Consider the following 15217-nt stretch of genomic DNA (forward strand, 5'->3'; position numbering starts at 1 on the left):
ACGGAAGAAACACATATGGCCCGAAGGTATTATTGATCATAATGTTCATGATCACTCTTGTTGGATGTGGTGACTTTAAAGAAAATAAGAAGGAGTTGGAGGAACCACCAACTGAATTTAACCCCATTATCGAGCCTTTGGTGGTATTTATCCATCTGGCAGGAAGCGAGCTTAGCGACTCTTACTCAGGCCATATTGGAAAAATTATGGACTATACAAAAATACCCTTTAAAGAGGTAAGTTTAAAGAGCTTTAATAATGCGCCTACTTTCAAATCCACTCCTAAAGTGATTTTGATTGATGGTACAGGGACCAGTCGGTTAAACGGGGAGGCAATTGATTACTTGGTTAAATTTGTCGGGCAAGGCGGCACACTTATTTTCACAAGTGTTAATGAGGACCAAAGAATGGGCTTCCTTTCAGGTTTGAAACAAGATGCCTCTTTTGCCTACGATTTGGAAGCTAAAGGCTTTGATTTTATAAAGAATGTGCTTCCAGGCCTGAGCAGTGTTAAATTATACATCAATAGGAACCATACTTCATTAGCCAAGGAAAATTTTAAACCTAATTTAAATGTACTGGCTACGGCAGTGAGTGATGATGAGCTTCCAATTATTTTTGAAAACATGGTCGGCAATGGCAAAGTTATAAACTTTAATACAACCATCGAACTAGAGAGATCAGATAGAGGGTTGTTGTTTGCTGCGATTTTGAGTGCATTAGAAGGGGTACCTTATCCAATTGTGAATACGAGTACTATTTTTATTGATGACTTCCCTAGTCCTACGTATGATATTAAGTCAGAGCCCATTAAATCTGAATTTGATATTTCCCAGTCTGAATATGTGACGGATGTTTGGTGGCCTGATATGCTCAAACTCTCAAAGAGGTTTGGCATTGAATACTCCGCATATCCAATTTTTAACTACAACGAAATAAAGGATTCTCCATTCCTTTTCAATGAATGGGACTTGCAGAAAACCGTGAGAAATGGGAGGCAATTAAGTACTTCTGTTTGGATGAGTAAGGAAGTCCTTCGGAATAAATTTGAATTGGCAATTCACGGATACAACCATGAGTCATTATTGAAGGAGGTTTGGAGAGACCCAGAAAGTATAGAGTCATCATTTAGGGCGGCCAGGAAAAAATGGACAGTGGATCGACTTGGAGACTACCCTACAAGTTATGTGGCACCATCTAATTATATTGATAGCACGGGCTTGGTACACCTAAAAAGAGCTATGCCTGAGGTAGAGTTCATGAGTACAACTTATGGAGGAGAACTTATAGAAGGAGGGGGGAGAGATTTTGATCCCGACCCATTTGAGCCTAGCCTTTTTGATTATCCAAGAATAACTAGTGGATATGTATTTACCGATAGAAAGGAGTATTTCCATCAGTCCCTCTATTTATACACTGGAATTTGGACACACTTTATTCACCCAGATGATGTTTTTCAGCTGCCAACTGAAAATAATAATTCAGCAGGTGAATTCGCTTATAGAAACCAAGAGAGGCTTAACTGGTATAGAAACTCAGATAATACACAAGGGATGTATTCGCGCTGGACATCCTACCTTGAGAAAGTAAAGACCATACATCCTACCACAAGATTTCTTACCGCTACGGAAGGAGGAACAATTACTAGAAACTGGAGAAATTCTGATTATGAATATGGCAAAAGTGGGGATTTTTATTCAGTAAGAAAAAGTAGTGCCAACAACTGGAATGACAAAGAATTCTACTGGTTTGTTTTTGCCAAAGAGGAAAATGCAGAGGCTATGGAAAATGCTTTTTCAAATGTGGTAGATACCTACACCAAGACGGCTTTCTTTGGAGGAACTTTGTTCACCCTTAAAACCTCAAAACCTGAACTATTATTTGAAGATATAAAATGGAAACAAGATCCCTTGTTTGATCTATCAGAGGTGAAGGCGATAGTAACAGAAGACTACCAGAACTATGTACAAGAAAGAGCAGCCATAGCCAGTGGTTATTTGGCCGAAGATAGTGAACTAGAAATCTCAGAAGAGGAGGTTTTAGCCCAAATGACAACAGCTGAGGACTCGGTGGCTTGGTTTGTGGCTAATGATCAGTTGGGTTTAGCAACGGACATTTTGCTAAAAGAACTAATGAGGGGAGATGTTCAAGATACCAGTATTTTCAATAAGTATGTTTTGTACAAGGGTTATCAAGATCGGTCTATGGATGTTTGGACTTTTATGGAAGAGATCTACCAAGACCGATCGAAATCTTTGGCCTTGGATTATTTGAGTTTGTATTTAAAGAAAGAGACCTTCCCAAATGAAGAACTCACGGAAAAATGGCTCAACAGAAGAATCTTCTTCGATGCCAAAGATGAGACCGCTATTAAAGATTACTTCACCTTCTTTTATTCAACAGAATATGTTTCTCAAGTCAAAAGGGTATTGGCTGAGCTGAATGAAAAGAATCCTACTCCAGAAAATTATGCTAGATACATTCAGTTCATAATTGATTTTGAGCTCGAGAATCTAAGTGAAGAACTGAAAGGAAAAAACCCGGAAGAGCTTCCTTTGCTTTGGCCAAAGGCCACCACAATTGCCTACACATATTCAGATGAAAGCAGGATTCAAGAAGCATTGTTATGGTCTGATTACTCAAATGAAATCCCAATGATTACAGTGTTGCAATGGTGGATTGAACTGGAGGCCTTCAATAAAATGGAAAGCGTTTATGCTGAATACATTAAGGAGCACCCAGAAGATCAAGCGGTAAAGGCATTTGTGAGCTCCGCTTGGTATGATATAGCAGAATATGAAAGGTCGGCTTTGGTGGCCAATCAATTACCAGAGGGCGATGAAAAGAAAATTGAAATTGAGAAACGCTTTAATCCAGACGTGATTTACTTCGATGCGGATGTCCAAAAGTTTTTGATTGATCGAACCCCAGAACTTTTTAGTTCAGAAACACTTCATATCCTAAAGAAAGAATTGCGCTACAACGAAAACAATTCTATTGAAGTAAATACGGCCTATGTGGAGGATAACTTCAGTCAATCTGTTTGGGAGAGTGATGCTACGTTTAATCTAAGAACCGCAAAAGGAAGTCAGCATAGTTTTTCGATCACTCATGCAAGCGTGTCTGACTTGGTACTCACCGACATAGATCCGCAGAACTTGGCACATGAACTTTATGGTTTGCGATACCGCTATCAAACGGCTAATAACCCAGAAAAGCCATTGTTTAGTATTGGAGCAGGCTTACAGCAGGATAATTTCAACAAAATGTTCGTGGATTTGGCCGCGAGTATTTCGAAGTCAAAGGAGAATGTATTTAAGTCTTTGTCCTTTGATTTTGCGACTGTGAAAACGGGTGTGGGTATTTCGAAAGAAGTATATAAGTCTGAAATTATAGGCTATTACGAACGTGGTTCAACCAAGTTTTGGCAGTCCAGCTTTGCACTTGTGGGCAGTTACTATACCGATGGAGGTGCGGAAGCCGCTTTGACTTCTCGTCTTTTTGCAAATTTCAAAATAGAGAATAAATCAAGGTTTTCACCTTTTGCAGAACTGTTTGTGTCTGCCGCCAATAGAAGTCAAGAGAACGGAAATCCATACTGGATGGTTGACAGTAGGCTTTACGGTGGAGGAGGTTTGGCTTGGACTTATGGAAAGGACGAACGAAAACTAAAGAGCAGGATAGAAGCTGGCTATTTCTTTGATAGCTATACTGAGGGGTTCTTAAGGGTAACAGGTAACGTATCCTTCCCAATCAAAGAATTTACCTATGTGACCACCCAATTTGAGCTGTTCAACCAGTCACTTTACTATTCTAATGGCATTCAATTCGGCATCAAGCATTTCTTAGATCGAAAGAGAAAATACACTTACAAGCCTAGATCTTATTAACCAATTCATTTCCTTTCCTGACTCCGAGACTTCGGAGGAAGGATCTAAGCTATTTTGAGTCTCGTCACGCGCTTATTTGTTTTACAAAAATAGATGTTATAGATTTGATCTATGTTTGTAGATTAAATCTAAGTCATATGAAGGGCGATAACATTGGTGAACTAGAAGAGATTGTACTGCTACTCGTAGGAGTGCTATACGAAGACGCTTACGGGGTTTCTGTTTTGAAAGAAATGAAAGAGCAGATCGGACGTGAAGTCAACATCAGCGCCATTCATGCGGTTTTGAATCGCTTAGAAGAGAAAGGGCTGCTCACTTCTGATATGGGAGGGGCGTCACAAGTTCGGGGCGGGAGAAGAAAACGCTACTATACACTTACATCAACAGGTCGTGCCGTTTTGGATCAGGTCAAATCCATGCGCGACAAACTCTACAATCAATTACCTGCACTCAATTTTTCAGCATGAAAGATTTAGAGCAACCAAAACCACCACGCTGGGCAGACCGCTTTCTGGAGTGGTATTGCAGTCCTAGACTATTGGAGCAAATTCAAGGCGATGTGCATGAACTATTTTTCTGGCGATTAGAAGAAAAAGGAGTGCAAAGTGCCAAACGCGCTTTCGCTTGGGACATTATTCGCCTCTTCAGGTGGAAGAATATCAAAAGAAAGTCAAGTCAAACAACTCAATTTAACAACATTGCTATGTTCAAAAACTATTTTAAAATCGGTTGGCGAAATATTCTTCGTCAAAAAATGCCCTCGTTTATCAATATCACTGGGCTGTCTTGTGCCATAGGCTGCTGTTTAGTGGCCTTCATGTTCATCGAACCACGTGTCATCAAGGATCAATTTCATGAAAACGGTAAAAACATTTACCTGGTCGCTCACGAAGCATTTGTGGAGGGTGAGCTGGGCAAGTATGGAACTTTTGATTCCGGCTTGGCGGAAGACTTGCTTGATCATTTTCCTCAAGTAAAGCGCATAAGCCGATATAAAGGAGCTCAGAATGTTTTTCGGATTAAGGATAATATTTTCAGAAGCTATGTCAATTATGTGGACCCCGATTTCTTAATGTCCTTCTCTTTTCCTATGGTTCAGGGAAGTAAGAATGTACTGGAAGATCCCTCCAAGATTGTCATAGACCAATCCACTGCTGTTAGGTTTTTCGGAGATGAATATCCGATTGATAAATTAGTAAAAGTCATTTTTGGAGAAGAGGAAATAACCTTTGCGGTTGGTGGAGTGATGGAGGATGTCCCAACCAATTCTAGTTTGAGACCTAGTTTTCTGTTGAATTATGAAGTGTTGGAGGGCCGAGGGGTGCCAACGCAAAACAATGATGTAACATTTATAGAATTGAAGGACGGAGTAGATGCAACCGAGCTGGAAAGTTCGTTTCAGTCAATGGTCGCCCTGCAGAATGGATTGAAACCAGATGCACAATATGAGTCCATTTTTCTTGTGTCTTTAGAGACTATGTCGAATCGAGACTTGTTGGGTGCGCCAGGAGGGTCTCTGCCAATGGCTCCAATGATTCTTCTAATTTCAATTGCGACATTTATGTTGTTGCTGGCTGTTTCTAACTATGTGAATATTGCCATTCTGATGGCAACAAAGCGTGTAAAAGAAATAGGGATTAGAAAGACAATAGGTGGTAAGCGACAGCAAATAATCATTCAATTCTTAACAGAGAACCTAATTCTCTGTTTTATTTCTATTTGCCTTGGCCTGTTTCTTGCAAAAGCCTTTTTTCTCCCTTGGTTCAATGAAATATCTGGCGGAACAGTTGCAAACGATCCATTTTCAAACTCAAATATCTGGTTATTCTTAAGTGCACTTTTGGTAGTGGTAACACTATTTTCAGGATTCTACCCGGCATTTTATATTTCGAAATTTAAACCTTCTATAATTTTTAGAGGTAAAGAGAATTTGGGACGCGAATGGGGCTTTTCTGGCACCCTGATTACATTCCAATTGGTACTATCAATTATCACAATAGTTGCAGGTATTATGTTTGTCAAAACGAACAGCCTGATTGAGAATTTAGAGTGGGGTTTTGAAAAAAACGATAGAATTTTAGTGAATATACCTGAATCTGGTACATATCGATCTATTGTAAATCAGATGACTGCGTTATCGGGGGTTGAAGAAGTGGCTGGTACATCTGATATTTTTGGAGACGCTTATGAGAGCATTTCTTTCTATTTGGATGAAAACGGAAATAATGCAAATATTATTCGCTCAAGCGCGATCTATCCAGAGTTTATGGGTTTGAAACTGAAGGAAGGAAGGTTTTTCGATTCTGAATTAGAAAGTGATGTCCAGTCTTCGGTGATGGTAAATGACTACTTCATTAGAAGATATGAATTGAGCGTGGACGATTATATTCAAATTGACAGCTTACCCCATAAAATTGTTGGTGTGCTTGAGGATTTTCATTACCGAAGTTTAGAAGACAGGATTGAGCCGGTCATTATAAAAGCTATGCCCGATTCCGTTATGAAGTATCTTACGATTAAAGTAAGTAATGGGAACGAGGCTGAGATGGAACCAAAGATTAAAGAAGCTTGGTTGGGAATAGTTCAAAACAGGCCATATAATGGACAGGTTCAATCGAGAATTTTTGATAGAGGCTTTGAAGATAGCAGAGGACTAAGAAATACGCTTCTATTTACCGCTACTTTGGCCACCTGGCTTGCGGCCATGGGTATTTTTGGATTAGCATCTTTAAGCATGTCAAGCAAAATGAAGGAATTCGGAATAAAAAAGGTGCTAGGGGCTAATCTGATGCAGCTTACTAAGTCGGTCTATATTAGATTTATAATTATGCTGTCCATAGCAATTGTCATTGGAAGTGCCTTGGCTATACTGGTGATAGGCGCTTTGCTTGATCAAGTTTATGGATATCACGATCCTGTCAATTTGGTGCCATTGGTGTCTGCGTCTGTAATTCTTGCTGTGGTGGCTTTTACAACGATAACTTCACAAATAGGAAAGGTAAAAAAGATGAACCCTGCTGAAACCTTAAGAATGGAATGATGTAACAAAAACGAGCTTTGACCAGTGTATGATCAAAGCCCGTTTTAATTCACCTGTTAAGTGAAGTAAGTTATTAACCCTCAATAATTAAACATCAAAACGAATCGTCCCGATAATTTATTTGTGCTATTTTTTCTGATTCATGCAATAAATTCATCTTTCTTAGTTATCTATTTGGAGCGGTAATTTTTATATTGAGCCATCAGCGTTCCGATCTCTTACTGTCTTAATTAAATTGAAATGCCATTGTCCAAAACTTCACTTTTGGGTGCCTTATTGTGCCTCGTGTTTATCACTTCCTGTGGTGATAAGAAAACCCCAATAGATCAGCTAAATAAGCAGGCCGATGAGGCCTTTTCGGCTTATGTTTCATCCTATACATCTGGTAAAGTCTCCACTCGTTCGACCATTATGGTTCGATTGGTTGAGTCTGTAACCGATGCTCAATTGAACACGGATCCAACTTCACTTTTCCAGTTTACGCCAGATGTTTCTGGGAAGGCCCGTTGGGTGGGGAATAATGTAGTGGAGTACCAGCCTTCATCTCCTCTCAAATCAGGCACTTTGTACAACGGAACGCTAAAGTTGAGCAACCTGAAAGAAGTAGAAGAGGAGCTCAAGAATTTCAATTTTGGTTTTGAAACCCTCAGTCAGAATTTCGACCTAGACATAGAACAAATTGCCTCAGATGCTGAAGATGCCATGCGCAAGCAAGTTATCGAAGGGCAGTTCAATACTGCTGATTTTGTCGATTCTGCTGCTGTGGTAAGAGCGGTGTCGTTCAAACAACCGGGCAGTAATCTTTCGGTACAATGGGAAATAGACAAATTAAACGGAACGGCTCACAAATTTAAGGTACAGGGAATTGAAAGAAAGGAGAAAGCTTCGGGCGTTGAAGTGTTCGTTGATGGCAGCAGTTTAGGGGTAGATCGTGATGCACGCACTGTGGTGCCGGTGGCTATTTTGGGCGATTTCAACGTGTTGGATGTTAAAGTGGTGAAAACAGGTGATCCGTATGTTCTCGTGAGTTTTTCAGATCCACTGAAAGAAAATCAAGACCTGACGGGCTTAATTACAGTAGAAGGCCAAAATAACCTTCGCTATTCGATTGATGGTAATAACGTAAAGGTATTTGTGACATCTGATATTTCTGGTGTCAAGGCGGTAAAAGCATATCCTGGAGTTCGTAATCTCCTAGACTTTAAAATGAAGGAGCTTTATCAGAATGTTGTCAATTTTGAGCAATTGAAGCCTTTATTGAAGCTCAATGCAAAAGGTACAATTCTTCCAAGTACCGATGGCCTCATCCTTCCCTTCGAAGCGGTAAATTTGAATGCGGTTGATGTAATCGTCATCAAAGTATTTGAGCGCAATGTGCTCCAATTTCTTCAGGTAAACGAATTCAATGGAAATCAGCAATTGCGCAGGGTTGGGAAGCCAGTTTTGCAAAAGCGTATTCCGCTCAACGAATCAGGAGTATTTGATTTAGGGAAATGGAATCGTTTCACTTTAGACTTAAACGAACTCATTCAGACCGAACCGGGAGCAATTTACCAAGTGCGAATTAACTTCAAAAGAGCATATTCCACTTTTGGTTGTGCTGCACCAATGAGTGAAGCGCCAGCCTTAATTGGAGAAATTCCTGAAGATAATTGGGATGCTTATTCTGGCGACAATGACGGTGAGTACGATAGTTATTATGACTATAACTACGGAAGAAACTACAACTGGCAGGACCGTGATGACCCCTGTACGGATTCCTATTATGTGGGCAATAACAGGACGGTAAGCAAAAACATTTTAGCATCGGATTTAGGGATGATCGCTAAAATTGGGAATAACAGAAAACTGACGGCTTTTGTCACCGACTTGAAAACTACTAAGCCTGTTTCTGGTATTTCAGTAGATGTTTATGACTTTCAAGAAGAAAAAATCGCAACAGTTACAACTGATGGTCAAGGTAAAATAGAAACTCATTTATTGAGAAAGCCATTTCTATTGGTAGCCAATAGAGGTGCGGAGCGTGGCTATTTAAAACTCTCTGATGGTCTCTCACTCTCTATGAGTAATTTCAATACAGGCGGTGCACGAGTAGAAAGAGGGTTGAAAGGGTTTATGTATGGCGAAAGGGGCGTTTGGCGTCCGGGGGATGATATTTATTTGAACTTCATTTTAGAGGATAAAGAAGACAATCTGCCAAATGACCATCCTGTAGTTTTTGAACTGATTGACCCATCTGGAAATACCAAGCAGCGCATCGTAAGAACGCAGTCCGTAGATGGTTTTTATGATTTCAAAACCCAAACTGCCGACACCGACCCAACAGGCAACTGGACAGCAAAAGTGAGTTTAGGTGGTGCAGAGTTCACCAAACGCGTAAAGGTGGAAACAGTCAAGCCAAACCGCCTCAAGATTGACTTAGATTTTGGAGTAGACAGGCTAACTGCTGCCACTACGTTTGTGTCGGGTGATTTGAATGTAAAATGGCTCACGGGTGCTGCTGCCAGAAACTTGAAGGCCGAATTCGACCTCTATTTGAATCCAGTCACGACCACTTTCAAAGACTTTCCTAACTATTCATTTGATGATGATGCGAAGAACTTCAACCAACAACCCACTCAGGTTTTTTCAGGTGAAGTAGACGCTTCTGGTCACTCAAAAGTGAACTTGAAAATTGGTTCAGAACTAAATTCTCCGGGGGCTGTGATGGCCACCTTTAAAGGTAAGGTATACGAGCCAGGAGGTGATTTCAGTATCGATCAATTCAGTATTCCTTTCTATCCCTACACTTCATTTGTGGGCGTGAAAAAGCCCGATGGCGACAGAAGAGGCCAGCTGGTGACGGGCAAGTCACATCAGTTGAGTGTGGTTACTGTGGATTCCAAAGGAAATAGCATCGACAGAAAGGGGTTGATATTTGAAGTGTATAAACTCGGTTGGCGCTGGTGGTGGGACGGTGGTCAAAACGATATTGCCAATTACATTGGTGCCAACTACAACAAACCAGTAACGACCAAAACGTTGAGTACCACGGGCGGTAAAACTACCGTGGATGTGAATATTGGTGATCGTGAATGGGGACGCTATTACATTCGTGTGACAGACCCTGTTTCTAAACACTCCACTGGGACAATAGCCTACTTTGATTGGCCAGGTTGGGCAGACGATAATAACCGTCCAGGAGGTGCATCACTTTTGGCCTTTTCAACCAACAAGGAGGATTATAATATTGGTGAAAAAGTGAAAATCAATATTCCATCAAACTCAGAAGGAAGAGCATTGGTGAGTGTGGAGAATGGCAGCAAGGTAGTTACTTCCTATTGGGTGGAAACCGGTAAAGGAGAAACAGCATTTGAATTTGAGACCACGGAAGAAATGGTGCCAAATGCTTATGTGAATACCACCCTTTTGCAGCCCCATGCACAAACCAGAAACGATTTGCCGATCAGGCTTTATGGGGTGGTTCCGATCAATGTAAGCAACCCAAAAACCAAACTGAATCCTGAAATTTCATTGCCAAACGTTCTCGAACCAGAATCGGATGTAACGGTGAAGGTGAGTGAAAAGGATGGCCGTGCAATGACTTATACCATCGCAGTGGTAGACGAAGGCTTGCTTGATATCACGCGTTTTGGTACACCAGACCCTTGGTCGAATTTCTATGCACGTCAGGCTTTGGGTGTGAAAACTTGGGACTTGTTCGATGATGTAACAAATGCTTACAATGGAGAGCTTACGCGTTTATTGGCGCTTGGTGGTGATGGCACGAATGCTAAACCGGAAAGTGCCAAGGCCAATCGTTTCAAGCCAGTGGTCAAACACTTGGGGCCTTTCAGGTTGGAAGCCGGGAAGACCGCTTCGCATACTTTTAAAATACCAAATTATGTAGGTTCTGTGCGTACCATGGTGGTGGCAGGAAAAGATGGCGCTTACGGGAAAGCAGAAAAAGCAACGCCAGTACGTAAACCGTTGATGGTGTTGGGTACGCTGCCAAGGGTAATTGGTCCAGGAGAAAAAGTGAAATTGCCAGTCAGTGTTTTTGCCATGGAGCCATCGGTGAAAGATGTGAAAGTTTCCGTAAAGGGTAACGCCTTATTGAAAACCGTTGGTGCCACACAACAAACTTTGACCTTTAATGAAATTGGTGATAAGATCATCGATTTCGAACTAGAGGTAAGTGAAACACTAGGCATAGGCACGGTTGAAATAGTGGCTACATCAGGAAATGAAACCGCAACTTATAAAGTGGAAATTGATGTGCGCAGTCCTAATCCACCTGCTACCGATGTAATTGCCAAGGCACTTCAGGCGGGCCAAAGCTGGAATCAGTCTTTTGACCAAATGGGAATGGCAGGCACGAATAAGGTACAACTTGAGCTTTCTGTAATTCCTCCTATCAACCTTGGGAAACGCTTGAATTACTTGATTGGCTATCCGCATGGCTGTATCGAACAAACCACTTCTGCAGTTTTTCCTCAACTCTTTTTAGGAGATATTATGGAATTGACGGCTGATAGAAAAACTGAAATAGAAAGAAACATTAAGGCGGCCATTGACAGAATGTCGAAGTTTCAAACGAGTGAAGGAGGATTCTCTTATTGGCCGGGCCAAAGTGATGATAACGATTGGGGTACAAATTACGCTGGTCATTTCTTGATGGAGGCCATAGATAAGGGCTATAATATTCCTTCCAACTTACTTAGAAACTGGACGAAATTCCAAAGTAAAAAAGCCAAGAATTGGATGCGCTATGATCGATACAATGATGATTTGATGCAGGCTTATCGACTCTATACTTTGGCTTTGGCGCAAAGCCCTGAGTTAGGTGCTATGAACCGCTTGAGAGAAGATAATAGCCTTTCGCTGGAAGCGAAATGGAGATTGGCGGCAGCTTATGCAGTGGCAGGAAAGGTAAATGTGGCGAAAGAGTTAATTGCTTCAGAACCTAAGGTGTCTAAAGCAAAATCGAATTACTACTATTACGGTTCTCAAACCCGAGACAATGCCATGATATTAGAGACATTGGGCTTACTTAAAATGCAAAACGAAGGCATGACTTTATTGAGAACTGTAGCTGATGATCTCGGTGCCGATCGTTGGATGAGCACACAAACAACGGCTTACTCGCTGCTTTCAGTCATCAAGTTTTCAGGAGTGGATAAAACCTCAAAGGGCTTAGAAGCCTCTTATGTTTTGAATTCAGGTTCGAGCCAAAGTATAGAGACGGCCAAGCCTGTGAAGTTAATCGATGTGCCTGTGGATGGAGCAAAAGCTGGTGCCATTAAGGTGGAGAATAAGGGCGAAGGAGTGCTCTTTGCCAGAGTCATTAAAACGGGTCAACCTTTGGCTGGAAATGAAACTGCTGCCTCGAATGGTCTGACAATAAAAGTGACCTACGTAGATAGAAACGGGCAAAGTGTAGAGCCGAGCAGTTTGAGCCAAGGCACCGATTTCTTTGCTGAAGTTTCGGTATTCAATACTGGAACAAGAGGGATTTATGAGAACCTCGCTTTGAGTCAGGTTTTCCCTTCAGGTTGGGAAATCTTGAATGATCGATTGAATGAAATCCCAGGTGCTGCCACTTCGCAGAACTATACTTACCAAGATATTCGGGACGATAGGGTTTATACATATTTCGATTTAAAACCGAACGAGAGAAAGCTGTTCAAAGTAGCCCTGAATGCCACTTATGCGGGACGTTTCTATCTGCCGGCCGTTGGAGTTCAGGCCATGTACGATAATACCATCAGTGCACGTGTTCCTGGTCAATGGGTGGAGGTTAAGCGCGTAAATTAGAAAGAATAGCAGACCTGACAGGTTTCAAAAACCTGTTAGATCTTACCACACCGAATGAAAAAACAGATCAAGAAATATCGTTATCCAATCGTGGTGCTTTTCGTGCTATTGTCGGCTGCGTATTATGTCTGCTTGCCCGAAAATCTATTTAAGGACCCATATGCCACGGTGCTGAATGCCGAAAATGGAGAAATGCTTTCTGCCCGAATTGCCAGAGACGGCCAATGGCGTTTCCCAGAAGCGGACTCTATTTCGGATAAATACGAGAAGGCCTCACTTACTTTCGAAGATCAATATTTCTATAGCCATCTCGGAGTAAATCCTTTAGCCATGGGCAGGGCCATGGTTCAGAATTTAAAGGCAGGGTCTGTTGTGAGTGGAGGCAGTACGTTGTCCATGCAGGTGATTCGCATGTACCGAAAAGGGAAGTCGCGAAACGTATATGAGAAGTTGGTGGAGATGATTCTGGCCACGCGACTTGAACTTCGATATTCCAAAAAAAGTATTTTGAAACTGTATGCTTCACATGCCCCTTTTGGAGGAAATACAGTGGGGATTGAAGCCGCTTCTTGGCGCTACTTTGGCCGAAGAGCCAACGATTTAAGTTGGGCCGAAGCTGCATTGTTGGCAGTGCTTCCCAATCAACCTTCATTGCTGTATCCCGGAAGAAATACGGCTCCCTTAAAAGCCAAACGCGATCGTCTTTTGGATAAAATGTATGCGGAAGGCTTTTTTGATGAAACAAGCCTTGAATTAGCCAAAGAGGAACTCATTCCTTCTAAACCCAATGATATTCCAATTGAGGCTTTGCACTTGCTGGACAAAGGCGTCAAGGATGGAAAGGAAGGCCGAAGATTACAAACTACGCTAGATGCACACTTACAGAGAAGAGTAGATCGAGTAGTGAAAAACCATAATGCACTATTGAGACTCGATGGAATTGAAAATGCTTCGGCCATTGTGTTGGATGTTCGCAGCAATACGGTGAAGGCCTATATAGGAAATGTGTATGAGGAAGGTACATCGTCAAACGGGCAGCAAGTAGACGTGATTCAAGCACCAAGGAGTACAGGGAGTTTGCTCAAACCCATACTCTATGCTTCTTTATTGGATGAAGGATTGATGCTGCCAAAGTCACTTTTGCCCGATGTGCCGGTGTATTTCAAGAACTTCGCCCCAAAGAACTTTACACGCGAATACGATGGAGCTGTACATGCTGATTTGGCCTTGTCGAGGTCGCTCAATATACCTGCGGTACATATGCTTCAAAACTATGGCTATCCGCGTTTCCATGAAAAACTGAAAGATTTTGGAATGACTACGCTTACCCAGCCCGCTAGCTATTACGGTATATCTATGATCTTAGGGGGCTCTGAAGGCACACTTTGGGACTTAACAAACATTTATGCGGGTATGGCTCGGACACTCACACAGTTTAATGGGCGGGCTCCAGAAAAGCGCTATGACAAGAGTGATTTTGACTTTGCGAATTATGATGTTGCAACTTCAAAAGTTCAAGGTTCATTGTTGAGTGAAAAAGATGTTTCTAAAAAACAGCCTACTGAAAACATTGAACTGAAGAACAATAAACAGTTGAGCGCTTCTTCTATTTGGTTCACCTTCAAAGCTATGTTGGAAGTCTATCGCCCGGGCGATGATGCTCAATGGAAACTGTATTCTAGCGCCAAGAAAATTGCTTGGAAAACAGGGACAAGCTTTGGTTATAGAGACGGATGGGCAATAGGAGTAACTCCTGAATATGTGGTAGGTGTTTGGGTGGGAAATGCCGATGGCGAGGGTCGTCCCGGCCTCACTGGAATTCAAGCAGCCGCACCAATTCTCTTCGATATTTTTGATGTGCTTCCAGAAACGACTTGGTTTAATCCGCCCATGGCCGAAATGGTTTATGCCCCAGTAGACCGTCAAAGTGGTTATTTGGCCTCACCTTATTCTATTCAAGTGGATACCGTTTTAATTCCAAAAGCTGGGCTGAATACCATGGCAAGCCCTTTTCACCAGAGGGTACACCTAGATAAAACTAGAAATTACCGCGTAAACTCAGATTGCGAACTAGTGGTAGATATGATCAGCACCAATTGGTTTGTGCTTCCGCCTAAACAAGCGCTGTATTATAAAAAGCGTAATCCAACCTATGAAGAACTGCCTCCTTTGCGAAGCGATTGCTTTGGTGAAAGTTTAGACATGGAAGTGATGGACATGGTATACCCAGAGCCTGATGCGCAGGTATATATTCCAATAAACCTAGAATGCGAGAGGGAACAAGTAGTGTTTGAAGTGGCCCATCGAAAACCCAATAGCGAATTGCACTGGCATTTGGATGATGTCTATTTAGGAACGACCACAGGCACCCACGTTTTAGGGCTTACTCCACCAGCCGGAGCACATATCATCACTGTGGTTGACGAAGAAGGACATCGGCTTTCACGGAATTTTACGGTGTTGGAGAAGGTAGGGGAGTAATAAAGGCTTC

The 15217-nt window shown here is 41.9% G+C and carries 5 protein-coding genes; all 5 read left to right on the top strand.

All coding sequences use genetic code 11. From position 1 onward, the window contains the following. The first annotated feature begins 47 nt into the window (after positions 1-47). The 5 genes from AWN68_RS09435 (at position 48) to pbpC (ending at position 15207) form a co-directional block, all read left to right on the top strand. Positions 48-3890: a DUF2194 domain-containing protein gene (locus tag AWN68_RS09435; protein ID WP_157716152.1), complete on the top strand. Its 3843-nt coding sequence runs from the start codon at positions 48-50 to the stop codon at positions 3888-3890. Positions 3891-4027: 137 nt separating this feature from the next. Then, on the top strand, positions 4028-4357 hold the full coding sequence (locus AWN68_RS09440; RefSeq protein ID WP_068414536.1) for a PadR family transcriptional regulator: 330 nt from the start codon (positions 4028-4030) through the stop codon (positions 4355-4357). Continuing rightward, positions 4354-6930, top strand: coding sequence for an ABC transporter permease (locus AWN68_RS09445; protein ID WP_068414539.1), 2577 nt, complete (start codon positions 4354-4356; stop codon positions 6928-6930). Before AWN68_RS09440 ends, AWN68_RS09445 begins: the two co-directional genes overlap by 4 nt. 240 nt (positions 6931-7170) lie before the next feature. Then, positions 7171-12726 (top strand): alpha-2-macroglobulin family protein, encoded by a 5556-nt coding sequence (locus AWN68_RS09450; RefSeq protein WP_068414543.1) that lies wholly within the window; start codon positions 7171-7173, stop codon positions 12724-12726. A 54-nt stretch (positions 12727-12780) separates the two neighbouring features. Beyond that, positions 12781-15207, top strand: coding sequence for a penicillin-binding protein 1C (gene pbpC, locus AWN68_RS09455; protein ID WP_068414546.1), 2427 nt, complete (start codon positions 12781-12783; stop codon positions 15205-15207). Positions 15208-15217: the final 10 nt, after the last annotated feature.

The organism is Roseivirga echinicomitans, from assembly GCF_001592935.1.
Taxonomy (GTDB): Bacteria; Bacteroidota; Bacteroidia; order Cytophagales; family Cyclobacteriaceae; genus Roseivirga; species Roseivirga echinicomitans.

What these genes read in the sequence shown, in the direction of transcription:
- AWN68_RS09435 (WP_157716152.1), top strand. Translation starts at nt 48, where the DNA reads ATGATCACTCTTGTTGGATGTGGTGACTTTAAAGAAAATAAGAAGGAG.
- AWN68_RS09440 (WP_068414536.1), top strand. Translation starts at nt 4,028, where the DNA reads ATGAAGGGCGATAACATTGGTGAACTAGAAGAGATTGTACTGCTACTC.
- AWN68_RS09445 (WP_068414539.1), top strand. Translation starts at nt 4,354, where the DNA reads ATGAAAGATTTAGAGCAACCAAAACCACCACGCTGGGCAGACCGCTTT.
- AWN68_RS09450 (WP_068414543.1), top strand. Translation starts at nt 7,171, where the DNA reads ATGCCATTGTCCAAAACTTCACTTTTGGGTGCCTTATTGTGCCTCGTG.
- pbpC (WP_068414546.1), top strand. Translation starts at nt 12,781, where the DNA reads ATGAAAAAACAGATCAAGAAATATCGTTATCCAATCGTGGTGCTTTTC.